This window comes from Phytohabitans aurantiacus, from assembly GCF_027923225.1.
GTDB classification, from domain to species: domain Bacteria; phylum Actinomycetota; class Actinomycetes; order Mycobacteriales; family Micromonosporaceae; genus Phytohabitans; species Phytohabitans aurantiacus.
On the sequence record NZ_BSDI01000026.1, the window covers coordinates 46,393 to 69,067 of the forward strand.

Sequence of the window (22,675 nt, forward strand, 5' to 3'; positions counted from 1 at the left end):
AGCTAATCAACGTAAGGAAACCGCGCATCACTTCCCCTCCGGTGCGCCGTCCGCGGCCAGCGCCCCCTGCCCCGGTGCCGCGGGCAGAAACACGTGGACATGGCCATTACCGGCGTCGACATTGAGCACGTCGAGCTGCGTGGCGGCGCTGGACCAGGTGGCTACCGCGGTGTCTCGCTGCCGGCCGGCGAGCGCGAACAGGCTGGCGTGGGCGGCCGGCGGCTGGGCGAGCGCGGCGGCATACGTGTCCACCGCGCCGTCGAGCGCGCGTACCGCGGCGGCCAAGCCGGAACGCGCGACGTTGACGCCGGTGCCGCCGGAAGGTGGGTCGGCGAAGTCGTCGACCGCCTTACCCGTCACCACCTGCCACTGCTCCACAGTGGACATGCTGGTCGCGGGGCCGGGCGCCTTGCCTACCGGTACCGCGGCGGCCAGCCCGTCGAGTACCGGCAGGAGGCTTTCCTGGACCCGCCGGGCGTGCGCGGTCAGCTCGACCACCTGCGCGACGTCACGCTTCGCCTCCTCGGCGCGCAGCGCGGAGACCCGCTCGCCCGCCGGGTCGCCGGCGCCGGCCGACACCACCCCCACCGGCCCGGCGAGCAGCGCACCGACCGCGAACGCGACGACGATCGGCACGATCCGCCGGGCGGTGGGCGCTGGCGGCGGGCCCTGACGGAGCCTCTTCCGGTTGCTCATACCCGATGCCTCCCAGGATGTGCGAGCCTCAGCCGCGCAGACCCCACTGCTGGTTGGCGCCACCGTGGCAGGCCCAGAGGTGAAGTTGCGTCCCGTTGGCCGTGCCGGATCCGACGGCGTCGAGGCACAGTCCTGATTGGACCGCGGTGACGGTGCCGTTGGAGTTGAGGTTCCACTGCTGGTTCGCGCCGCCGTGGCAGTCCCAGGTGATCACAGCGGTGCCGTTACCACCGCCCGCGCCGCTGGCGTCCAGGCACTTGTTGCCGTAGACGGTCAGCGTGCGGCTCGCGGTGTACGTCCAGCGCTGGTTGGTGCCGCCGTGACAGTCCCACAGCTGCACCCGCGCACCGTTGCTGGTGCTGGAGTTGGGGACGTCGAGGCAACGGCCGGACTGGCTGCCCGCGATCATCACGTTCTGCTGGCCGGGCGGCGGGCTGCTCGACGGCGGCGGGCTGCTCGGCGGAGGAGTGGTGGGCGGGGTGGACCCGAACTGGGTGAAGAACCGCCACACCTCCGGCTTGACCCAGCTCCGCGCGCCGCTCTCACAGCCGGCGCACCCGTCCACCGGGCCCTGCTGGTGGCCACCGTCGAACGCGGCCCAGACCACCGGGTACCCAGCCTGGCACGCGTAGGTGGTGGTGATGTGTGTCCGGCTGCCCGCCGCGGGCTCCGGGGCGTTCTGCGCGGCACATCCGTTGTTCCTGACGAACCTGTCGCGCAGCGATCGTCCACTCTCGATATTGTCGCTGATGCCGTGGATCCCCATGTACGCCACCGGCTGGGTGCCGCCGCCGCATCCGCTGATCGCCCCGGGGGCCGCGATCGCCGCGACCGCACGGAACACGGTGGGCCGGGAACACGCCAGCGAGTAGCTCATCGCGCCGCCGTAGCTGAACCCGACCGAGAAACGTTGTGTGGTGTCGACGCAGAGCGCGTTGTCGATGACGCGGATCATGTCGTCGGTGAAGGTGACGTCTTCACCGTTGGTATTGGCCCAGCCGTTGCTGATGCCCTGTGGCGCAACGAAGATCGTCGTGTTGTTCGACTGCGAGAGCATGCCGTAGTAGGCCCAGGCGTATCCGTCGGTGCCACCCGACGCGACGTCGTTCGCCGTGCCGCCCCACCAGTGGAACCCGAAGGCGAGCCGGTGGGCGTAGGTGTTGTTGTAGCTGTCCGGGAGCCGAAGGATGAAGCTGCGGCTCTTGCCACCGCTCTGGATGGTGTGGGTGCCGCTGTTGAGCCCGGGGGCCTTGCCGCAGCCGGCCGTGGTGGCCGCGGCCGCTGGCGTGACCGAGGTGGCGACATACGCCCCGACCGCGATGAGGAGCATGGCGGCCATGAACGCCCCTATCCAAGGCGCGGACAGTCTTCGAGGTTGCACAGCCCTGTCTCCTCACGCGATCGACATAGACTAGCATCATCGTATGACGTATGACGTCGCGCAAGCCCACTAGGCCGTTCTTCTACGCCAGGACCACGAACTGGTGCCCGGTGCCGACGCGGCGGGGCGGCACCGTATCGGTGCCGCCCCGCCGGTTTTACCTCAGCTGGCTGTACAGCTCAGTGTTGGTGCGGTGTTCGTGCCGTTCCAGGCTCCGTTGAACCCGAAACTCGTACTCTGGCCGGCGTTCAACCGGCCGTTGTAGCTCGCGTTGGCCGCCGTCACGGCAGAGCCGCTCGACGTCACCGTCGCGTTCCAGGAACTGGTGATGCTCTGGCCGTTGGCCCAGGTCCACCGCACCGTCCATCCGCTGATCGCGCTGCTGCCCGCGGTGACGGAAACGTTGGCGCCGAAGCCGCCGGTCCACTCGCTGGTCTTGCTGTACGTCGCGGTGCAGCCACCGTTGCCCGGCGGTGGCGTCGTGACCGGCGGCGTGACGGGCGGCGTCGTCACCGGCGGGGTCACCGGCGGCGTGGTGACCGGCGGGGTGCTGCCGCCGCCGAAGATGACGTCGCTGCACAGGTAGTACGGCTGGTCGAGGTGGCTCGCCTGCCAGATCGTGTAGATGACGTGCCGCCCGGTGCGGTTGCCCGCGTTCACCTGGGCCTGGTACAGCCCGGTGGTGGGGTAGCTGCCGGTGCGCTGGATCAGCTCCAGGCTCCCCCACGTGAGCGGCTGCGTGGTCGGGTCGAAGCCCTGCTTGGTGATGTAGATCAGCAGGTAGTCGGCACCGTGCCGCGCCCCGTCCGTGATCGTCAGGGTGAAGTTGTTCGGGATCGGCTTGGCGACCCACGCGCCGATCGCGTCGAGCGACGCGTACAGCCCGCCCTGGGTGCGGCCGCCGCTGCACAGCTGGCCGTCCGGCACCGCGGCCTGGTGGTTGCCGCCCACGTTCTCCCGGAACAGTCCGTTCCAGTTCCACATGGTGTTCGGGTTGGCCTGCCACGCCTGGGCGCACATCGGATCGGTCTGGGCCATGTTGGGGTTCAGGTGATCGTCACCCCAACGATCCCAGCATCCGTAGTTGCGCGACGGCGGGTCGGTGACCGAACCGTGCGCCGAAGCCGGGGTGATCTGGGTGATGACGACCATCGTGAAACCGGCCACCACCGCCGCGACCACACTGATGACGAGCCGTCTAGCCCGCTTGGAAACTTGCATGATTACTCCAGCACGTTCGTGATTGGGCATACGCGCAGGCGAGGACTGCGCATCGACTTTGCGGCTCCCGCGCCGTGGATGCTACCCGATTCAATCACGTACGTGAATGCGTTACACGATCTACTCGCCGAGCAGTAGTGCGGCGACCGCCTCCGGGGCCTCGTGCATCGCGTCATGGCCGGTTGGGAGGTTGTGGACCCGCCACTCCGGATCGGCTTGGAGCCGGGTGCGGAGTTCAGCGAACGGCGTCCGGTCTTCCCATCCCGAGCAGTAGACGAACTCCCGACGGGGGACCTGGGCCACCCTGCCTGTGAGCCGGATCGTTTGCAAGAACGATGCGAGGGGATGGGGACGGCGGCGGGGATCGCCGCCGTCCGGCGGGCTGACCGCATAGCCGGTGGCCGCGGCGCCGGCGGCGAAGACCTCCCGGAAGTGCTGGTTCGTTGACGACCAGCACGACTCGCCGTCGCGCGGCACGTAGGCGTCGAGATGCACCAGTCGCGAGATCCGGCCGTCAGCACGATCGGCGGCGGCGGAGATCACCATCCCGGCGTAGCTGTGGCCGACCAGCGTCGCGCTGGTGATGTGGGCGCGATCGAGGACCCGCAATACGTCGTTGGCGTGCGTGTCGAGGTTGGCGGTCGCCGCCGTCGCGTTGTCGTCGTCTGGCCGCAGGCCGGTCAGGGTCAGGGCGTGAACGGCATGACCGGCACGCTCCAGCAGCGGAACCACCGCCTCATACGACCAGGAGCCCTTCCAAGCGCCGGGCACAAGGACGAACGTCGCCATGCGTCTCTCCTTCTCTCTCAAGCCACGTCATCGAGAAGGCAATGTCACCAGATCACGGTGTGGCTCACTACCGATAGGATGCCAACCGATGCCTGTTCGCCGCCAACCTCGCCTGATCGCCGGTGTGACGTCACATATCTGGCCGTCCGGCGGGCGTCACCTCTGGCCATCCGGCGAAACAAGCGCGGTGCAGTCGCACGCACGGGGACACCTGGTTTACGCGGCCAGCGGCATCTTGGCGGTTCACACCGAGCGCGGCACGTCGATCGTTCCCGCCAACCGGGTCGCCTGGACCCCCGCCGGGTTCACGCACTACCACCGCGCCCATGGCGACACCGACATACGGATCGTCTTTCTCGCGCCGTCCCTCGCCCGGCTCATACCAGACCATCCCGCCGTGTTCCTGGCCTCCGACCTCGCCCGCGAGGTCCTGCTCGCCCTGACCGGCCCGCGCAACTACGACGACACAGCGCCTCACTACAGCCGCTCCGCGCGCTCTCGCCTCCTTCGAGTCCTCGTCGATGAGCTCCGCGAGGCACACGAACAGCCACTGCACCTGCCGGAGCCACGGGACGACCGACTGCAAGCCATCGCCCGGATGCTGTACGAGACGCCGGGAGACAACACCTCGCTGGCCGAACTCGGGAAGACGATCGGAGCCAGCACCCGTACCCTCAGCCGGCTGTTCCGCGACGAACTCGGCATGAACTTCTATCAGTGGCGCACGCAGCTACGCGTCTACCACGCGCTCGTGCTCCTCGCCGACGGCCACGACACCACCCAAACCGCCTACGCCTGCGGATGGGCCAACCCCAGCGGTTTCATCGCGGCGTTCACCAACATCATCGGAACGACCCCGGGCCGCTATCGCACCAGTCGCCAGACCACCACCTCGGGTCGATCTGCTAAAAGTAAGGTATGACAAGGGAGCACGACCGTTACAAGATCCGGGCCGGCAGAGCCTCCGACGTGCGCGAACTCGCTCACCTGCACGCGTCGGTGCAGCTTCAGGCGGTGACAGGCGGGCAGCCGCACCCGGGCATCGCCGCCTGGGTCGAAGACCTCCTGGACGGTCACCCCTCGGTCGTACCCGACGACTTCCTGGTCGCCGAGGACACCACCACCGGCCGGCCGGCTGCCAGCCTCGTCGGGCTACGGCAGGACTGGAGCCTGGCCGGCATCCCGCTGCCGGTGGCTCAGATCGAGCTGGTCGGCACCGCGCCGGAGCATCGCGGAAACAGGCTCACCGAACGGCTGTTCGCCCAACTGCACCAGCGATACGCGGACGACGGGGTGCCGCTCCAGGTCATCGAGGGAATCCCGTACTTCTACCGGCGGCTCGGCTACGACTACGCGCTGGCCAACGACGGCGCTCCGACGGTGCCCTCCGCCATGCTGCCGATCGCCGGCCACGGTCAGCCGGACAGCTCCGGCGGCACCCTGACGATGCGGCCGGCCACCGTCGCCGACGCGCCCGGCCTCGCCGGCATCGACGAGCGGCTCACCGGCGGCGACGCCCTGGTCTGCTCCCGGGACGCCGAGGCATGGCGGTACGAGATCGCCGGACGCCGCCTCGCGGACATCGCCCGGCGCGCGGTGGCCGTACTCGTGGACGGCGCGGACGTTCGCGGATACCTGGTACACATCCCGCGGCTGTCCGGCACCGGCGAGCTGACCGTGGTCGCCGCGGCCTGCGATCGACCGGCTGACTGGCCGCGGGCCGCCGACGCCATGCACACGTACCTCGGTGACGCCGGCCGGCAGTACGAGGCCGCCGCGAAACAGCCGTTCACCGCGGCGCGCTTCCTGCTCGACCCGGACCACCCACTGGCGCGGTACGGGCCGCCCGGCGTACCCAGGCGCCCCAGAGGCTGGTACGCCCGCACCGGCGACCCGGTCGGCCTGCTCGCCCGGCTGCGACCGCTGCTGCGGCGCCGCTGGCAAGCGGCCGGCCTGCGATGGCCCGAGCCAACGCTGACCGTCGACATGTACGGCCACGCCGCCCGGCTGGAGTTCACCGGCGGTGAGCTGACGGCGGTCACGGCCACGCGCGGCACCGTCAGCCCATCCACCGACCCACAGACCCACGCCGCCATCCCGCCCGGCGCTCTGCTCCACCTCGCCCTGGGCTACCGCACCCTGCCAGAGGTGCTCGACGCCTGGCCGGACTGCCTGCTTCGCGACCGCCGCACCGAGCAGTTCCTCAGCACGGCGTTCCCCCGCGTACCGGTCCGGGTCTGGTCCCGCAACTGACCGGCGAACTGGTTGTGTGGCCGCGGAGGGCGAGGCCGCGGGAGCAGCGGTCTCGCCCACGACGGGCATCGCGGTAGCTCAAAGTCTGATCCTGAAAGGCTCTTTAGAGCCGTTGACCGGCCTTCGCCGCGATCGCCCGCAGCCGGTCCGGATCGTCCTGGTCGGTCTGGAGCACCTCGACCCGGTCCTGGACCCGTATCACCGCCAGGAGCTCGACGCCGACGCTCTGGTTGCCGGGCAGGAGTTCGCCGGTGCGCGCGTCGACGCCGCGCGTCACGCGCCGGACCAGCAGTGACTGGTCGCCGGCGAAGTCCTGGTCCACGATGGTGGAGGTGTGCACGACCTTGCCCGGTCGCTCCTCGGTGGAGCCTTCACCGCCGTCGTAGCTGTATTCGCGGCAGGCCGTCACGACCTCGCGTGCGTCGGACACCACCTGTTTCGCGGCCGTCACCCCGGCGTAGCTCCTGAGCTCGGCGTGGACGTCGCCCTTCGTGGCGGTGTCCGCTCTCCGGGCAACGGTGTTGTGCCGCATCCAGGTGTAGCCGAGGAAGGCCCGCACCCCCAACCCGGCGTACGCCGCACACTGCTCCACCGCGAAAGGCCAGGCCGGGTACTCGCCGGGAGCGTAGGCATTCTCGTTGCCCAGTTCGTAGCCGGGGCCGACGTCCTGCGGCTGCAGGAGGATCTCCGGTCCGAACCAGCCAGCCGGCAGGCTCGCGGCCGGCCTGGAAGGCGAGTTGGGAGGCGAGCTGGCGGATGGCCCGTTTCCGCCAACCGGGTCCTCAGCCAGGCCACCACCCTGACCCGGCCCGGCCAGCAGCCACACCGACGCCACGACCAGCAGCGCGGCGACCGGCGCCGCCACGACGTTGCGAATGGTGCGCCGCCGAGCCCTGCCGCGGATCTGGCCGGGTGCCAGCCAGTCCACCGCCGCGAGGTCGCGGGCCATCAGGTCGGGAAGCTTCGCGGGATCACGCATCAGCGGCCTCCTCGAGGTCGACGGTGAGCAGGCCGGCGAGCGCGCCGCGGCCGCGGGACAGGCGAGCCTTGACGGTGCCGACCGGCACCCCGGTCTCCCGGGCGACATCCGCGACCGGGAGACCCACCAGGTAGTAGAGAGCGAGGGCGACGCGCTGCTCCTCCGGCAGCCGGCGCATGGCCGCGACGATCTCGACCGTGTCGGTGCTCGGAGCGGGCACCGGGTCAGCCGCGCCGTGCCGCAGGTAGGCCCGCGCCCGGCCGCGCAGGCTCCGCCACCGGCTCACCGCGATGCGGGAGGCGACCACCCGTACCCAGGACTCGGGGTCGTCGTAACGACCGACCGTCGACCAGCGCTGCCACGCACGGACGAACGCCTCCTGCACCGCGTCCTGCGCCTCGCCCAGGTCTCCGGTCAGCACGTACACGAACCCGAGCAGCCGTTGCCGGCTGCCTCGGTAGAACTCGTCGAACCCGTCGACGTCACTCATCGGCGCCTCCGCGAATGGGAACGGAGTACATACGCCTGGGCCAGCGGGTCCGGTTGCCTCCGACCACCAACCTTTTTACGGAGGTTGTGGGGCCAGTCCGTGCTGGTAGGCGTAGGTGACGGCCTGGGCACGGTCGCGGGCATCGATCTTGGCGAATAGATGGTTGATGTGGCTCTTGACGGTGCCTTCGCTGATGAACAGGTGTGTGGCGATCTCGGCGTTGGACAGGCCGGTGGCTATGAGTGACAACACGTCGGCCTCGCGGGCGGTGAGCCCGTCCGGAAACCGCGCGGGCGGCGCCGCGGGGGTAGTGGTGAGGGCATCCACCAGGTGGTGTTGCACGGCCGGGTCGATGGCGGCCTGGTCGTCGGCCACGCGCCGCAACGCCTGCCGGATGTCGTCGCCGCTGGCGTCCTTGGTCAGGTAGCCGCGGGCGCCGGCGCGCAGGGCGTCGAGCACCGACCGGTCGTCGGAGTACGTGGTCAGGACGATCACCTTGCTGGCGGGCACCCGAGTGCCCAGTTGGCGGGTGGCCTCGACGCCGTCGCACCGGGGCATCCGCAGGTCCATCAGCACGATGTCCGGGCGCAGGTCTTCGGCCAGAGCGACCGCCTCCTCACCGTTGGCGGCGGTGCCGACGACCTCGACGCCGGCCAGCAGACCGAGTACCAGCGTCAACCCTTCCCGGACGACCCGCTGGTCGTCTGCGATCAGTACCCGGATCGGGGCGCTCATCGGGGCAGGTCCAGCGCGACCCGGAAGCCCGCGGACGTCGGGCCCGCCGCCAGCGTGCCGCCGAGAAGCTCAGCGCGCTCGCGCATGCCGGTCAGCCCGTACCCTCCCGTGGCGGCCGGTGGTGCCGTCGTGGGGCCGTCGCCCACCGCGAAGTCCTCGATCACCAGGCGGACGCGGGACGGCTCGTACGCCACACGCAGCTCGACCCGGTCGGGGTGGGCGTGCCTGCCGATGTTGGTCAGCGCCTCCTGAGCCACCCGGTACAGCGCCAAGCGGGCCTCGGAACCGAGCGGGTACGCGGTGCCGGCGACCGTCAACTCGCAGGGAATACGCCGATCCCGCTCGAACTGCGCCGCCAGCCCGGCGAGCCGCTCGGGGCCGGGCAGTTCGTCGTCGCGCAGCGTACCGATGGCCCGGCGCGCCTCGATCAGACCGGTCCGGCCCAACTGGTGTGCCCGGTCGACGGCCTGCCGCAACCGCGGGTCACCCGGGTCGGCGGCGGCCAGCATGCGGGCGGCCTCCAGCTGCAGCATGAGCCCGGACAGGGCGTGCGCGAGTACGTCGTGCATCTCCCGCGCGAGCCGCTGCCGTTCCGCCAACCCCGCCGCCCTCGCCTGCGCCGCCCGGCTCTCGGTCAGCTCGACGAGGAGCCGCTCAGCCATCCGGTTGGCCTCGCTGAACCGGACGGCGAGGACCATCATCCCGTAGAAGGCGCCGAGCGTGATCGCGCTGAGCGCGGCCGTGGTGACCGGTCCGCCGCCGGCGGCCGCCACCACGAACGCCAGGATCACCACCGTCACGACGATCGCCAGGGCCGGCACATGTCCCCGGGACCGCGGCGCCAACAGCGACAGGCCCAGGAACACGCCGGCGATGGCCACCCCGTCGGGCTGGAGCCAGGCCAGCGCCGTCGACACGGCGAGCAGACCGGCCACGGCGGCGAGGTGACCGCGACCGAGGCGACGCATCGTGGCCAGCGCGCCGAGCCCGGCCAGGACGAACCCCGCGAGCGCGAGCGAGACGGCCAGGCTCCGACCGCTCAGACCGGGACGCGGATGGCCCCGCAACACCGCCCACACCACAACGACCATGACCAGCGGTATCAGCGGACGCAGCCAGCGCACCATCGCTTCCCGCTGCGCCCGTGATGCGGCGAGGGCGGCGAGCATCGGCACGCTCGCCGATTCGGTGCTCATGTCATGAACACTACGGCCGCGACCGCGCTGGCGGACCTGACCGTGGGTGGATGCCATACCACCCCAGGGTGGAGACCCAGGTTCCATCCCCGCGCCGATGCTCGCCGTGCGCCGGCGGGCGCACGATTTCAGACGGCGCCGCTGCGAGAGTCTGCCCATTCGAGAGTGAGGACGCCATGGACACCCTGACACCGAACCACTTTCACCGCGTGAAGGTGCTCCTCGGCTGGTACCTCGGCATCAGCCTGGCCACCCTCGCGGCGATCGTCGCGCTCCGCCACGACGCGGCGGCGGTCAACACCGCGGTATGGGTACGCGGCACGATCGTCGCGGCCAGCGCCCTGCTCATGACCGTCGTCGCGAGCCGGGCGGGCAAGGGCTCGCGCTCGGCGTACCGGCGACTGCGTATCCTCTCCGCCGTCATGGTGGCCGCCATCGCCGCCGTTCTCGCGCTGCCCGGCACCTTCCCCCTGTGGCTCAAGGCCGAGCAGGTCGTCTGCGGCCTGCTCCTGGTAGCCGTCATCGCGACCGTCAACAGCAAGCGACTGCGGTCGGCGTTCCGGTGACCGGGTCGACTGATCCGAGCTGACGGGCCGGGCGTGCGTGGCACGCCCGGCCCCTACCCAGTGGTCCGGTTCAGCTGGCTGTGCAGGACAACGAGGGAACGCTGTTGGTGCCGTTCCACGACGCCAGGAACCCGAAGGTCGTACTGCCACCCGCGCCGAGAGAACCGTTGTAGGTGACGTTGCGGGCGGTCACCGTCGAGCCACTGGAGGTCACGGTCGCGCTCCACGACTGCGTGACCTGCTGGCCGTTGGCGAACGTCCACGTCACCGTCCAACCTCCGATCGCGGAACTACCGGCCGTCACCCGCACCTCGGCCTGGAAACCGCCCTGCCACTGACCGGTCACCGCGTACGACGCCGAGCAGGACCGCCCGCCCGGTGGTGGCGTGGTCGTCGCCGGCGGCGTGCTCGGCGGGGTGGTGGTCGGCGGCGGCGTGGTGACCGGCGGGGTGGGCGGTGTGCTGCCACCGACGCCGCTCATGATGGCGTCGATGATGCCCTGCTGGGTCACCGTGACAGCGCTCCGGTTGAACAGCCCGAACCCGTACTGCCCGTTGTAGCCGTTGTCCCAGTACGCGGTGGCCGCTCCGTATTTCTTGGCGGACGCCACCAGGGTGCGGGCGAAGTCCGCGCGATACCTGTTGTTCGTGGAGTCGAACGGCGTCTTGTCGATCGAGCCGTACTCACCGACGAATGCTGGATACCCTTGCACGACGAATCTGTCGTAGACCTTCTTCAGCTGCGCGTCCATGAAGTCCTGCTGTCCCCAGGTCGACTTCCGTGACGGGTTGGTCGCGGCCGGGCCCCACTGGGTGATGGTGGAGTTTTCCTCCCCGGTGAAGTCCCACGGGTCGTAGTAGTGAACGGAGATCATGATCCGCCGTTCGTTGCTCGGGATGGAGGAGGACCGGTACTGGTCGGTTGGCATCACGAAGCCGTAGTTGCCGGTGGTGTAGTCGATGTTGGTGTTCCAACCGGGGATGAGCAGCCATCTTGAGCTGTTGTTTCCGCCGGCTCTTCTTACCGTGTCGATGAAGATCTGGTTGTATGAATTGATGTTCGAGTAGCACGGCTGGGTCGGGTTGCCGTATTGGCCGTCGAATTCCTCGTTCATTGATTCGAGGATCAGGTGGTCGTTGTAGGTTTGGAACCTGGTCGCGACCTGTTGCCAGACCTTCTGATACTTGTCTCGGATGGTCGTCTGATTGGCTGAATCGCAGATCAGCCAGGAGCCGGTGACGCTCTTGTAGCCGTCGCCATGCATGTTGAGGACCACATACATGCCCCGGTTGTACGCGTAGTTGACGACCTCCTGGATCCTGTTCAGCCAGGAGGAACTGACCGTGTAGTTCGGCCCGGCCCCTATGTGCGACAGGTAGGAGACCGGGATGCGGATCGTTCTGAAACCCGCCGCTCTCACTCTGTCGACAAAGGCTTGGGTGACCACCGGGTTGCCCCATGCCGTCTCGCTGGGGACTCCGTTGACGTTGGCTTCCAGCGAGTTGCCCAGGTTCCAGCCCGCCCCCATGTCGGCGACGAGCTGCGAGGCGTTCGCCTGGACCACCACATCGGCCGAGGCTCGCATCGTCACAGCGGACACAAACCCGGCGGATGCCAACACGACACCGACGAAAGCGGATCCAACCTTCTTGACCCGGGAACGCATAGGTATCCCCTCTCTTTCAAACTGATCGTCACGCTGAGTCGTTCGAAGCGTTTCGACGATGGGCCCCTGGGCGCTTCTTGGTGACGAGATTTGGGGTGGCTGAAGTATAGACACCTATACATGCAGCAACAAGACTGTCCTGGTGACGATGACGACGATGGCGTTGCCCGTCCTGCGGTCGGTGCTGCCGGTTCTCCTGTCGGCCACGGTCATCGTGGCGTCCGGTGCCGCTCCGGCCGCCGCCTCCCCCGCCCCTGACCCTGTTCTGGCCACGCTGATGCCGGTGCCGGCCGGGCAGCTCACCGTCACCGCTGTCGACGCCGCGCCGCTGGGTGTAATCGCGGGAACGGCATCGGTGCAGGTCACGAACCCGGACGGGACCGTATCGACGGTCAGCACCCCGCAGCGTTGGGCGCGCGTCCCGCGGCTGGGGTGGGTCCGCCAGCCGCTCGCGCTGCCGGACGGCGCGACCTCCGGTGTCGTAGACGGGCTCACCAACGCCATCGAGGCGGCCGGCCGGGTCACAGTGGACGGTGTCTCGCGCGCCGTGCGCTGGTCGGCCAGTGGTTTGTCCTCGACGCTGATCGGTGACGCCGCCACGGGCGTGACCGCCGTCGGTCCGCACGGGCCGTGGGGCGTGGCGACCGACACCGCACAGTTGCCCGCGTCCGGGTACGCCGAATTGGTGACCCGCGACGGCACCCGCACGCTGCTCGCGGGTACACCCGAACTCGACGCGGGCTACCGGCGCACCGTCGGCTCCATCGGCGGGCCGGCGACCGCGCTGGTGTGGGTCACCGACGGCGTGGGCATGGGCACCACCGCGCGGCCGGTCCTGTGGGTCAGCGGCGCCACGCAGCGCCTGCCCGTCGTCAGCTCCTACTTCCTCAGGTCGGCGTGCGTCTCACCGGTACTCGCCGACGGCAGCGTCGTCTCCAGCGGGTACACCATCGACGGCGGCACGGTCGCTCTTGTCATGGTGCGGCACGTGGGCGGGGTGCCGGGCACCAACGTCGAACTGTCGCGGGCCACCGCCGCTGGGCAACCGGTTGCTGGCCTCGCGTGCACCTCCGGGTTCAAGCCCGACAATCTCGCGGCCGACGGTGGCATCGCCGGGTTCGTGACCGACGCTGAGGGCACCCGCGCGGCGTACTGGAACGCCGCCAACGAACGCACTCTGGTCCCACTCGCGGCGGGCGAGCGCTCGGCGAAGGGCGTGGCGGTCGCCAACGGCGGCCGGATGGTGATTCAGGCCGAGGCCGAGGACGGCAGCGTCCGGCTTTCCTTGTGGCACAACGGTCTGCTCAGGTCACTCACCACACCCGACGGCTGGTCGGTCAGCTCGGTAGTCGAACTGACCGACCACCGCCTGCTCGTGGCGAACGTCCGGGACGCGTCCGGCGCCGTCCGGCCCGCCGTATGGGAACTGTGAGCCACTCGCCGTCATGAGGACCCCGGTCCAGAGGTCGTGCGCGCCTCGTGCCAGGTCCGCCGCGCCTCGACCCGTACCGCGTCGACGGCCACGAGCTGCCCCGAGCTTGCGGTGAGGCGCGCGGCGGCGTCCTGCGGCAGGTGGACGGAGGACTCCGTCGACAGGGGCAGCACGTGGAGGGTGAGCGTGGAACCAGGCCGGTAGCCGGCGTCACGGAGGCTGACGGTCCACTGTGAACCGTCCCAGTACCGGTCGGTGACGGTGCGGCCGTCGACCCGCAGCCGCGCCACGTCGCCGGCCCAGTCGACGCGCAGCAGGGCGTCCTGGTCCGGCTCGCCGGCCCACTCGGGCGGGCGCAGCTCGTAGACCGCGGCCAGCTCGTCGAAGACGGCGGCTGCGGGCGCGGACTGCCGGTTCTCCCGCGTGCCGTAGCTCGGGGGTACGGCGGCGTGCGGCGGCCGCTGGGGCGTCACGCGCACATCGGCGACGGCGGCGGCGCGCGCGTCACCCTGGAGAGGGAGCGGGGCGAAGCCGCGCTTGGCCGGTTCGTAGACCCGCACGTCCGGCGCGGGTCGGATCGTACGCGCGACGACCCGCCCGTCCGCGCCCCAGGCGAGGTCGTCGTGCGACAGCAGCAGCCGGCGCTCGGGGCGCCCTTCTTCCACCCATACCGCGCCGGCGTCCGCCGCCGGCAGGACGAGCAGATCGAGTACGCCTGAGTCACCGCTCAGCCGGACGGGCTCCCGGCTCGGTTGGACGAGCGTGGTCGTGCCGCCGATGGCCACCTCTACGGGGATTCCGGGGTCGGCGCAGAGCACGAGGGTCGGCACCGGGCCGGGCAGCAGGGTCAGCGCGGAGGCGGTGGCCCAGTCGAGGCGTACCCCTTGCACGTCCAGGCCGATGGGCCAGCGGGCGAGGGTGCCGGCGGGGATGTCGACCGGCGCCGACGGAAGCACGAGCGGCTCGGATTCGAGCGTCACCTCGAACCGGGCGCCCTCGTACGTCGCCAGCGGGACGTGCGGCTGGTGCCAGGCCACGAACAGGAATCCGCCGCGGTCGTCGCTACGCAGTGCCCAGCGCAGCGTCGTGGTGTCCGCCACGCCGTCGGGCCGTATCTCCGGCAGGCTGCTGGGCAGCTGCGCCAGGCGGTCTCCGAACGCGCCGAGGAACGCGTGCTGGCGGCGTAGCTCGGCGTGGGTCGCGGAGAGGGTGCCGGCTTCGCCGATCGGGGCATGGAAGTCGTACCCGAGCTCCGGCACGTCGTTCGGATAGCCGGTGTCGTGGGACTCCTGCTTCGAGCCCGCCGGGTTGGTGCCGCCGGCGTACATGTAGTAGCCCTGCCACGCCGAACCGTTGCCAATCTTGCAGTGCGCCACGGCCGCGATGTCCAATGCGGACGGTCGTGGCCGGCGGTGGTACGCGGTAGCCATCCCACCGCCGAGCTCGCAGGTGGCCGGCGGGAACAGCTCCGACGCCTCCGCCTGCGCGCCGCGGTCGTCGGCGCGCAGGTCGGCGCCGATCCCCGGGTCGTCCCAGGTGTGCGAGAAGAAGAAGTGCTCCCGGAACGAGGAGTCCCAGGGCGCGCCGGCGTCGACCCAGAACCCGTCGCCGTAGCCGCCGTAGACCGGCATGACCTCCTCCGTGGGCAGTTCGGCGCCGCCCCACGCGGTGGCCGTCCACAGTGGAGCCGACATGCCGGCCTCGCGGGCCAGGCGCTTGAGGGTCGACAGGTGGCCCGGCTGGTCGTACAGCTCGTTCTCCAACTGGATCGCGAGCACGTTTTCCGGCGTACACCGCCCGGCCAGCGCCGCACCGATCTGGCCGAACCACTCCCGCACCAGACGCAGGTACGCGGGATCATCGCGGCGGTGAGCCACCGGCGCCCGCTGCACCCAGTCCGGGAAGCCGCCGTTGCGCATCTCGCCGTGGATCCACGGACCGATGCGCAGCACCACCTCCAGACCGGTCGCGCGGCACAGGTCGACGAACGCGGCCACGTCGAGGTTGCCGTCGAACCTCGGCGCGCCCCGGCGCTCCACGTGATGCAGCCAGGGCACGTAGCTGGAGACCACGGTGACGCCGCCGGAGCGCATGAACCGTAGCCGCTGCTCCCACCGGTCCCGGGGCACCCGGCTGTAGTGCATCTCCCCCGAGACCGGGATCCACGGCCGCCCGTCGCGGCGCAGGAACCGGTTGGTCAGCGTCAGTCCGGGCCGTACGTCTTCGTCGTTCCCCATCCGCGGGACGGCAAGGGGAGCGATGTCGGCCTGCGCGGCCACGAGCAAGAGCACCCACACACCCTAGGGCGTGAGCGCGCGCACAGCTCGTCGCCGGAATACATGAATGGTCATGCGGTTGAGACGAGTATGCGGTCAACCGTGGTGGTCATCGGCGGCGGGCAGGCGGGCCTGTCCGCCGCCTACCACCTGAAGCGGCGCGGCTTCGCCAGCGCCCTGTCGCACCCGGACGCCGAGCGGACCTTCGTGGTGCTCGACGCGGAGCCGGCGGCGGGCGGCGCCTGGCGGCACCGCTGGGAGTCGCTGCGGATGGCCACCGTCAACGGCATCTTCGACCTGCCCGGGTTCCCCAAGCCCCCGATCGACCCCGACGAGCCCAGCCGCACGGCCGTGCCGCGCTACTTCGCCGGCTTCGAGCACCACGCCGGCCTGCCCATCCTGCGCCCGGTGACCGTCACCGCCGTACGCCGGGCCGATGCCGACCCCGACGGTGACCTGCTCGTCGAATCGAGCCACGGCACCTGGCGCACCCGGGCGGTCATCAACGCCACCGGCACCTGGACCAACCCGGTCCGCCCGCACTACCCCGGACAGGACACCTTCGCCGGACTCCAGGCCCACACCCGCGACTACGTCTCCGCCGACCAGTTCGCCGGCCAGCGGGTCGCAGTGGTCGGCGGCGGCATCTCCGCACTCCAGCAACTCGAAGAGATCAGCCGGGTCGCCACCACATTCTGGTACACCCGCCGCGAACCGTTCTTCCGCGACGGCGGCTTCAACCCCGAGGTCGAAGGGCGCGAGATCATCGCCAAGGTGACCGCCGACGTCGAAGCCGGCCGCCCCACCGGCAGCGTCGTCTCCTACACCGGACTGGCCTGGACCCCCTACGCCCTCGCCGCCAGGGACCGCGGCGCACTCCAACGCCGCCCGATGTTCACCGCGATCGAGCCCGGCGGCATCCGCGAGGCCGACGGCACATTCACCCCGGTCGACGCGATCCTGTGGGCAACCGGCTTCAAGGCCGCCCTCACCCACCTGGACGCCCTCGGACTCCGCAACGACCAAGGCGGCATCCGCACGACCGGCACCCAGGTCGCCGGCGAGCCGCGCGTGCACCTGATCGGCTTCGGACCCTCGCAGTCGACGGTCGGCGCCAACCGAGCCGGCCGCGCCGCCGTCACCACCCTCGTCCGCTACCTCAACGCGACAACATCCACAGTGGACAGCAACAACGCCGGACACACCCCATACTCCCGCGACACCTTCCAACCAGCGCAAGAAGCAAGCGCCACGGCCACCCCTTGAGCGCCGATCAAGGGCAAGCGCACGCCGCGGCCGGGACCAACCGCCGGGTTCGAGCGATTGGCGCCGGCACGTCGCCGCACGGTGTGCACGGTGCGCGGTGCGCAGGGCGCGCCGCGCAGGGCGCCCTGCGCGGCGATCAAGGCCATTCGCATCGATCAAGGGCAAACGCACGCGGAAATGCGATCCAACCACGTGCATACGCCCTTGATCGGCGGAAGCGGCGCGGTGCGCGGTGCGCGGTGCGCGGTGCGCGGTGCGCGGTGCGCGGCGATCAAGGCCATTCGCATGGATCAAGGGCAAATACACGCGGAAAAGAGATCCAACCACGTGCATACGCCCTTGATCGGCGGAAGCGGCGTGGCGACACGCCGTCACGGGCTGGCCTGGGGACGGACGTGCGCGGAGAAGAGATCCAAGCGCGTGCGTTTGCCCTTGATCGGCGGGCAGGACAGGGCGGTTCCGAGCTGCCGCGGCGTTCGTCGTGGGCTAGGCCGTTGCTCCCGCGGCCGCACCCTCCGCGCTTCACAGGCACCCCCGGGGGTGGCTTGTGGGAACGCGGAGAGTGCGGCCGCGGGAGCAGCGCGCCTGGAGCGCGGCGGACATCGCGGCAGCTCAAAACCGGTTCTGAACCTGACCCGCGGCTGTCTAGGCTCGCGGGATGCGGATGCACGCGGACCAGCTGACCGTGTCGCTGGAGACCGTTCGGGGGCTGGTGCATGACCAGTTTCCGCGGTGGCGCGGCCTCGCGATCCGGGGCGTCGCCTCGGAGGGGACGGTCAACGCCATTTTCCGCCTCGGTGACGGGCTCGCGGCGCGGCTGCCGCTTCAGCCCGGCGAGGTCGAGGCCACGCGGCGGTGGCTGCGGGCCGAGGCGGAGGCGGCGGGCGAGTTGGCCGGCCGCACCCGGTTTCCGACGCCCGAGCCGGTCGCGCTCGGCGAGCCCGGGTCGGGCTATCCGCTGCCGTGGTCGGTGCAGACCTGGGTGCCGGGGACCCCGGCCACCGCGGACGACCCGGCGGAATCGACGGCGTTCGCCCACGACCTGGCCGAGTTTATCGCGGACGTGCGCGCGATCGACACCCGCGGCCGGACGTTCCGCGGCGGTGGCAGGGGCGGCGAGCTGCGGTCGCACGAGGCTTGGGTAGAAACGTGCCTGCGAAATAGCGAAGGGCTCCTCGACGTCGACACTCTCCGTCGATTGTGGACGGACATGCGAAATCTGCCACGCGGGGACTCCCCTGATGTGATGGCCCACCGCGATCTGATACCCGGAAACGTCCTGGTGTCGGGCGGACGCCTGGCGGGGGTCCTCGATGTCGGCGGCTTCGGGCCGGCGGATCCGGCGCTCGACCTCGTCGGCGCCTGGCACCTGCTGGACAGCGGGCCTCGGCGGGCGCTGCGCGCCGCCCTCGGCTGCGACGACGGCGAATGGCTGCGCGGGCGGGCGTGGGCTTTCGTGCAGGCGATCGGCGTGGTCTGGTACTACGAGCGCAGCAACCCGACGATGAGCCGGATGGGCCGGCGCACCCTGGCTCGCGTCGCCGCGGACGCCTGTGTTGGCCGGCACTTGTGAAATGTTTCAATCTGCGCGTACGATTCGCTGCACTTCCGCCGCTGGGCCCTAGAGCGCACGTGGCGTAAGAGTTCTGGTCAGCCCGAGCCACGCAGCCCGGTTGCGGCTTCGACGCCGGTGCCTCCGTGTGCTGTCACGTTTTAAGCGCGGACCGAGGAGCGAGGGCATGGTATTGATGGCCGCTGGAGGCGCCACGCGGCCGGCGAGCGTAAAGGACGTCGCCGCCGCGGCGGGCGTGTCGGTGGGCACCGTATCCAATGTCCTGAATCGTCCCGAACGGGTCAGCGGGCGCACCAGGGCGAGGGTCCAGCAGGCGATGCGCGAGCTCGGCTTCGTGCGCAACGAGTCCGCCCGCCAGTTGCGCGCCGGTCACAGCCGGGTGCTCGCGTACGTGATGCTCGACGCGACCAACCCGTTCTTCACCGACGTGGCGCGCGGAATCGAAGACGTCGCTGAGCTGGCCGACCTCGCGGTGTTCATCTGCAACAGCGACCAGCGTGCCGAGCGCGAGCGGTCGTACCTGACCCGGCTCAAGGAGCAGCGCGTCCAAGGCGTACTGATAACGCCGGTGGACGCTGACGATCCCGCCTTGGGCGACCTCGCCCAGCACGGCACCCCGGTGGTCTTCGTCGATCGCACCGTCGCCGGCGGCAGGTGCTGCTCGGTGGCGGTCGACGACGTGCTCGGCGGGCGCCTGGCGGCCGACCACCTGCTCGATCTCGGGCACGAGCGGATCGCGTACATCGGCGGTCCGGAGCGGATCGGGCAGGTGCGCGACCGGCGCGAGGGTGCCGGGCACGCGCTGGTGGCCGCGGGCCGCTCGCGCGACGACCTGGTGGTGGTGGAGACCGAGGCGCTGACCGTCGCGGAGGGCCGCGGCGCGGGTGCGCGGATCGCCGGCATGGCCCGCAGGACGCGGCCGACGGCGGCGGTGTGCGCGAACGACCTGCTGGCGCTCGGCCTGCTGCAGGAGTGCGTCAGCCTGGGGATCAGCGTGCCCGACGACCTGGCCATCGTCGGTTACGACGACATCGACTTCGCCGCTGCCGCCGCTGTACCCCTCACGTCGGTGCGGCAGCCCCGGCGGCAGCTCGGACGCACCGCCGCCGAGCTGCTGATCGACGAGGCGACAAACCCCTACCACCGGCATCAGCAGGTGCTTTTCACGCCGGAGCTGGTCGCGCGGGCCACCACCCGGCAACGATGAGGAGTCCCCGGAGCATGACGTACCACAACCCGCTCGCCTCACCGGACGACCTCGCCGGGTTCCGGCTGGAGGGCGACGGCGCGATGTCGTTTCCGAGGGGGCGGCTGAGGCTGGAGAGCCTGCGCCCGCCCGAAGACGGCCAGGACGCGAACGTCGTGCTGTGGTGCCCGCGCGACTTCGGCCCGAACGTCAGGGTGGAATGGGACTTCTGGCCGATACACGAGCCGGGCCTGTGCATCTTCTTCTTCCACGCGCGAGGTCGTGAGGGCGAGGACCTGTTCGACCTCGCACCGCGCACAGGGCGTTACGAGCAGTACCACCACGGTGACCTGGACGCCTACCACGTGTCGTACTTCCGCCGGATGTGGCCCTCGGAGCGGAAGTTACACACCTGCAATCTGCGCAAGAGCTACGGCTTCCATCTGGTCGCGCAAGGGCCGGACCCGCTGCCGGCGGTGCTCGACGCGCAGGGCCCGTACCCGGTGCGCCTCACTGTCCACAGTGGTGATATCACGTTCGAGATCGCGGATCTGGTGTCGTTTCAGTGGCGCGACGACTCTCCGCTGCCCGGCGGCAAGGTCGGATTCCGGCAGATGGCACCCATGATCGGCGAGTACGCGAACCTCCGTGTCACGGAGCTTGAGACCCGCTAGGGAAGCCCTTTCCGGGCGTTGACATTGAGACGATTCAGGGCTACGTTCGCACCACATTTCGATCCCGTTAACCGCTCGTCTCAAGGCAGGCCCCGGTGCAGCGACGAGTTTCACCCCCCATCTTCGCCCCACCTGGTGCGAAGACCTCGCCCAACTGGGCGATCAGGCTTTACGAGGCGGCCGACGAGGTGGCCTGGGCGGCCAAGCTCAACGTGTTCTGGATCCTCTTCACGCTGGCCGGTGGCGTGCTGTTCGGCGTCGGCCCGGCCACGGTCGCGGCGTACACGCTGGCTCGCCGTCGGGCCATGGGTGAATCGTTTCGTTCTTGGCCGGAGTTCGTCTCCGCGTACCGCCGGGAGTTCGTGCGCGGCAGCGTCCTGGTCCTCCCGCTGGCCGCGGTGATCGGCCTGCTGGTCACCAACTACCACGCCTTCCCGGCCTTGCGGCTCCCCATCGCCGTGGCGCTCGGGTTCCTGGTCGTGATCGCGGCGTACGCGCTGCCGATGGCCGTCCACTACGACCTGCGGACCCCGCGGTTGTTCCCCAAGGCTTCCCTGTTCGCCCTCACCCGTCCGGCCTCGTCCGTACTGCTGCTGTTCGTCTTCACAGCGGTCGTGTTCGTGTCCACGACGTTCCCGTTCCTCGTGCTGGTGCTCGCCGTTGGCGGCTGGATCCAGCTCGACACCTGGCTTTGCCTGCGCTTCTTTGCCGAGAACGAGGCGAAACTTCACGCGAAAGGAATCTCATGAAAATACCGAAGGGACGGCGGCTCGCCGCTGCCACGCTTGCCGTGAGCACAGCCATGACCCTCGCCGCCTGCGGTGAGGATGAGCCGAAGGCGGCCTCCTTCGACACCATCACGGTGATGACCCGCCTGTTCGGCACCGCGCCGGACCCGAATGGCGAGATGCAGCAGGCCATCCAGAAGGTGGTCGGCAAGAAGCTCGACATCACCTGGGTACCCAACGCGGACTACGGCGAGAAGCTCAACGTCACGCTCGCGTCGAACAACATCCCCGACCTGCTGGTCGCCGACGAGAAGGCCCCGGCCTTCGTCCAGGCCGCCACGGCCGGCGCCTTCTGGGACCTGACGGACAAGCTCGACAAGTACCCGAACCTCAAGCCGGCGAGCGAGCGGGTCGGGCTCAACTCCTCGATCAACGGCAAGATCTTCGGCATCTACCGGGTGCGGCCGGAGCTCCGGTCGGCCGTGATGATCCGCAAGGACTGGCTGGCGAAGGTCGGCCTGCAGGAACCGCAGTCGGTCGACGACCTGTACAACGTCGCGAAGGCGTTCACCGAGCAGGACCCGGACGGCAACGGCAAGAAGGACACGTACGGCCTGATCATCCCGAAGTGGCCCGGCTTCTACGCCAGCTCCAGCCCGTACGACACGATGGAGACCTGGTTCGGCGCCCCCAACGGCTGGGGTGAGCGGGGCGGCAAGCTGGTGCCCGGCTTCGACACCGAAGAGTTCATCCAGGCCAACCGCTTCCTGAAGAAGTGGATCGACGAGGGCCTTGTCAACAAGGACTTCGCCACGCTCGACAGCGCCAACTGGAACGACCCGTTCGTCCAGGGCAAGGGCGGCATCATCATCGACGTCAACGTCCGCGGCACCGACCTCTCGGTCCGCATGAAGGACAAGAACCCCAAGGACTTCGACAAGGTGACGATGGTCGGCAACCTGAAGAGGTCCGACGGCCAGAAGTTCTCGCTGCCCTTCACCGGCTACAACAACGTCGTCGCCATCTCGAAGCAGCGGATCCGCACCGAGGACCAGCTGGATGACGTCCTCTCGGCGCTGGACAAGATGCAGGGCAAGGAGGGCTCCGCCCTGCTGAGCAACGGCATCGAGGGCCGCAACTACAAGCTCGAAGACGGCAAGGCCGTGCTGATCAACCAGGACGACCCCGCGGTCAAGATCGTCCAGAACGACGTGGACAAGGCGTTCATCCAGCTCGGCACCCGGGCCAGCGTCGGCCTCGGCCAGTACCCGTTCAAGTACCCGGACGAGCCCACGCAGAAGCTGTTCGACCTGCGCGACACGCTGATGAAGGAAGACCTGAAGACCGCGGTCTACAACCCGGCGCTCCCGGTCATCGCGCCGACCCAGGTCCAGAAGGGACAGACGCTCAACCTGATCGTCCCGGACGCGCGCATCAAGTTCCTGTCCGGCGCGATCACCGAAGAGCAGCTGCGCGCCGAGATCAAGCGCTGGTACAGCAGCGGTGGCACCGAGGTGGCCCAGGAGACCAACGACCTGGTGTCCAAGCTTCCCAAGTAACGATGTCGA

20 protein-coding genes are annotated in these 22,675 nt (G+C 69.8%); 10 read left to right on the forward strand and 10 right to left on the reverse strand.

All coding sequences use genetic code 11. The features are described 5' to 3' along the window. Positions 1-27 precede the first annotated feature (27 nt). From QMG73_RS24640 to QMG73_RS24655, 4 genes are all read right to left on the reverse strand, one after another. Positions 28-696: a hypothetical protein gene (locus QMG73_RS24640; protein WP_281899439.1), complete on the reverse strand. Its 669-nt coding sequence runs from the start codon at positions 694-696 to the stop codon at positions 28-30. Between the two features lie 28 nt (positions 697-724). Beyond that, entirely contained in the window at positions 725-2,035 is a 1,311-nt protein-coding gene (locus QMG73_RS24645; protein WP_407676853.1) for a ricin-type beta-trefoil lectin domain protein, read from the reverse strand. Positions 2,036-2,239: 204 nt separating this feature from the next. Further along, the gene (locus QMG73_RS24650; RefSeq protein WP_281899441.1) at positions 2,240-3,298 is read right to left on the reverse strand and encodes a lytic polysaccharide monooxygenase auxiliary activity family 9 protein; all 1,059 of its coding nucleotides are present in this window, start codon (positions 3,296-3,298) and stop codon (positions 2,240-2,242) included. 120 nt (positions 3,299-3,418) lie between these two features. Further along, entirely contained in the window at positions 3,419-4,087 is a 669-nt protein-coding gene (locus QMG73_RS24655; RefSeq protein ID WP_281899443.1) for an alpha/beta fold hydrolase, read from the reverse strand. A gap of 187 nt (positions 4,088-4,274) precedes the next feature. Between QMG73_RS24655 and QMG73_RS24660 the strand changes: the two genes are divergently transcribed. Beyond that, positions 4,275-5,009: an AraC family transcriptional regulator gene (locus QMG73_RS24660; protein ID WP_281899444.1), complete on the forward strand. Its 735-nt coding sequence runs from the start codon at positions 4,275-4,277 to the stop codon at positions 5,007-5,009. Then, positions 5,006-6,340, forward strand: coding sequence for a GNAT family N-acetyltransferase (locus QMG73_RS24665; protein ID WP_281899445.1), 1,335 nt, complete (start codon positions 5,006-5,008; stop codon positions 6,338-6,340). The genes QMG73_RS24660 and QMG73_RS24665 overlap by 4 nt, the downstream gene beginning before the upstream one ends. 103 nt (positions 6,341-6,443) lie before the next feature. On the opposite strand, the gene QMG73_RS24670 is transcribed toward QMG73_RS24665, so the two are convergent. The 4 genes from QMG73_RS24670 to QMG73_RS24685 all read right to left on the reverse strand — a co-directional run bounded on the left by QMG73_RS24670 (position 6,444) and on the right by QMG73_RS24685 (position 9,740). Continuing rightward, positions 6,444-7,319, reverse strand: a complete 876-nt coding sequence (locus QMG73_RS24670; RefSeq protein ID WP_281899446.1) for a hypothetical protein — start codon at positions 7,317-7,319, stop codon at positions 6,444-6,446. Beyond that, positions 7,312-7,809 (reverse strand): SigE family RNA polymerase sigma factor, encoded by a 498-nt coding sequence (locus tag QMG73_RS24675; RefSeq protein ID WP_281899447.1) that lies wholly within the window; start codon positions 7,807-7,809, stop codon positions 7,312-7,314. The genes QMG73_RS24670 and QMG73_RS24675 overlap by 8 nt, the downstream gene beginning before the upstream one ends. 75 nt (positions 7,810-7,884) lie before the next feature. Then, complete coding sequence (locus QMG73_RS24680; protein ID WP_281899449.1) at positions 7,885-8,544, reverse strand: response regulator; 660 nt, start codon at positions 8,542-8,544, stop codon at positions 7,885-7,887. Then, on the reverse strand, positions 8,541-9,740 hold the full coding sequence (locus QMG73_RS24685; protein ID WP_281899451.1) for a sensor histidine kinase: 1,200 nt from the start codon (positions 9,738-9,740) through the stop codon (positions 8,541-8,543). The genes QMG73_RS24680 and QMG73_RS24685 overlap by 4 nt, the downstream gene beginning before the upstream one ends. Positions 9,741-9,916: 176 nt before the next feature. On the opposite strand from QMG73_RS24685, the gene QMG73_RS24690 reads away from it, so the two are divergent. Further along, entirely contained in the window at positions 9,917-10,306 is a 390-nt protein-coding gene (locus QMG73_RS24690; protein WP_281899453.1) for a hypothetical protein, read from the forward strand. 70 nt (positions 10,307-10,376) lie between these two features. Here the strand turns inward: QMG73_RS24690 and QMG73_RS24695 are convergent, their stop codons facing one another. Then, positions 10,377-11,891 (reverse strand): cellulase family glycosylhydrolase, encoded by a 1,515-nt coding sequence (locus QMG73_RS24695; protein ID WP_281899456.1) that lies wholly within the window; start codon positions 11,889-11,891, stop codon positions 10,377-10,379. 223 nt (positions 11,892-12,114) lie between these two features. Here QMG73_RS24695 and QMG73_RS24700 point away from each other — a divergent pair, with 223 nt between their 5' ends. Then, entirely contained in the window at positions 12,115-13,404 is a 1,290-nt protein-coding gene (locus QMG73_RS24700) for a hypothetical protein (protein ID WP_281899459.1), read from the forward strand. A gap of 11 nt (positions 13,405-13,415) precedes the next feature. Here the strand turns inward: QMG73_RS24700 and QMG73_RS24705 are convergent, their stop codons facing one another. Next, positions 13,416-15,695, reverse strand: coding sequence for a beta-galactosidase (locus tag QMG73_RS24705; RefSeq protein ID WP_281899461.1), 2,280 nt, complete (start codon positions 15,693-15,695; stop codon positions 13,416-13,418). 75 nt (positions 15,696-15,770) lie between these two features. Between QMG73_RS24705 and QMG73_RS24710 the strand changes: the two genes are divergently transcribed. From QMG73_RS24710 to QMG73_RS24735, 6 genes are all read left to right on the forward strand, one after another. Beyond that, positions 15,771-16,946, forward strand: coding sequence for a flavin-containing monooxygenase (locus tag QMG73_RS24710; RefSeq protein WP_281899462.1), 1,176 nt, complete (start codon positions 15,771-15,773; stop codon positions 16,944-16,946). A gap of 658 nt (positions 16,947-17,604) precedes the next feature. Beyond that, positions 17,605-18,519 (forward strand): aminoglycoside phosphotransferase family protein, encoded by a 915-nt coding sequence (locus QMG73_RS24715; protein WP_281899464.1) that lies wholly within the window; start codon positions 17,605-17,607, stop codon positions 18,517-18,519. Positions 18,520-18,685: 166 nt separating this feature from the next. Further along, a complete protein-coding gene (locus QMG73_RS24720; RefSeq protein WP_281899466.1) occupies positions 18,686-19,726 on the forward strand; it encodes a LacI family DNA-binding transcriptional regulator in 1,041 nt (346 codons plus the stop codon). A 14-nt stretch (positions 19,727-19,740) separates the two neighbouring features. Beyond that, the gene (locus tag QMG73_RS24725; RefSeq protein WP_281899468.1) at positions 19,741-20,379 is read left to right on the forward strand and encodes a DUF1961 family protein; all 639 of its coding nucleotides are present in this window, start codon (positions 19,741-19,743) and stop codon (positions 20,377-20,379) included. A gap of 95 nt (positions 20,380-20,474) precedes the next feature. After that, positions 20,475-21,128, forward strand: coding sequence for a YesL family protein (locus QMG73_RS24730; protein WP_281899469.1), 654 nt, complete (start codon positions 20,475-20,477; stop codon positions 21,126-21,128). Then, the gene (locus QMG73_RS24735; RefSeq protein ID WP_281899471.1) at positions 21,125-22,666 is read left to right on the forward strand and encodes an extracellular solute-binding protein; all 1,542 of its coding nucleotides are present in this window, start codon (positions 21,125-21,127) and stop codon (positions 22,664-22,666) included. The genes QMG73_RS24730 and QMG73_RS24735 overlap by 4 nt, the downstream gene beginning before the upstream one ends. Positions 22,667-22,675: the final 9 nt, after the last annotated feature.

What these genes read in the sequence shown, in the direction of transcription:
- QMG73_RS24640 (WP_281899439.1), bottom strand. Translation starts at nt 696, where the DNA reads ATGAGCAACCGGAAGAGGCTCCGTCAGGGCCCGCCGCCAGCGCCCACC.
- QMG73_RS24645 (WP_407676853.1), bottom strand. Translation starts at nt 2,035, where the DNA reads ATGGCCGCCATGCTCCTCATCGCGGTCGGGGCGTATGTCGCCACCTCG.
- QMG73_RS24650 (WP_281899441.1), bottom strand. Translation starts at nt 3,298, where the DNA reads ATGCAAGTTTCCAAGCGGGCTAGACGGCTCGTCATCAGTGTGGTCGCG.
- QMG73_RS24655 (WP_281899443.1), bottom strand. Translation starts at nt 4,087, where the DNA reads ATGGCGACGTTCGTCCTTGTGCCCGGCGCTTGGAAGGGCTCCTGGTCG.
- QMG73_RS24665 (WP_281899445.1), top strand. Translation starts at nt 5,006, where the DNA reads ATGACAAGGGAGCACGACCGTTACAAGATCCGGGCCGGCAGAGCCTCC.
- QMG73_RS24670 (WP_281899446.1), bottom strand. Translation starts at nt 7,319, where the DNA reads ATGCGTGATCCCGCGAAGCTTCCCGACCTGATGGCCCGCGACCTCGCG.
- QMG73_RS24675 (WP_281899447.1), bottom strand. Translation starts at nt 7,809, where the DNA reads ATGAGTGACGTCGACGGGTTCGACGAGTTCTACCGAGGCAGCCGGCAA.
- QMG73_RS24680 (WP_281899449.1), bottom strand. Translation starts at nt 8,544, where the DNA reads ATGAGCGCCCCGATCCGGGTACTGATCGCAGACGACCAGCGGGTCGTC.
- QMG73_RS24685 (WP_281899451.1), bottom strand. Translation starts at nt 9,740, where the DNA reads ATGAGCACCGAATCGGCGAGCGTGCCGATGCTCGCCGCCCTCGCCGCA.
- QMG73_RS24690 (WP_281899453.1), top strand. Translation starts at nt 9,917, where the DNA reads ATGGACACCCTGACACCGAACCACTTTCACCGCGTGAAGGTGCTCCTC.
- QMG73_RS24695 (WP_281899456.1), bottom strand. Translation starts at nt 11,891, where the DNA reads ATGCGAGCCTCGGCCGATGTGGTGGTCCAGGCGAACGCCTCGCAGCTC.
- QMG73_RS24710 (WP_281899462.1), top strand. Translation starts at nt 15,771, where the DNA reads ATGCGGTCAACCGTGGTGGTCATCGGCGGCGGGCAGGCGGGCCTGTCC.
- QMG73_RS24715 (WP_281899464.1), top strand. Translation starts at nt 17,605, where the DNA reads ATGCGGATGCACGCGGACCAGCTGACCGTGTCGCTGGAGACCGTTCGG.
- QMG73_RS24720 (WP_281899466.1), top strand. Translation starts at nt 18,686, where the DNA reads ATGGTATTGATGGCCGCTGGAGGCGCCACGCGGCCGGCGAGCGTAAAG.
- QMG73_RS24725 (WP_281899468.1), top strand. Translation starts at nt 19,741, where the DNA reads ATGACGTACCACAACCCGCTCGCCTCACCGGACGACCTCGCCGGGTTC.
- QMG73_RS24735 (WP_281899471.1), top strand. Translation starts at nt 21,125, where the DNA reads ATGAAAATACCGAAGGGACGGCGGCTCGCCGCTGCCACGCTTGCCGTG.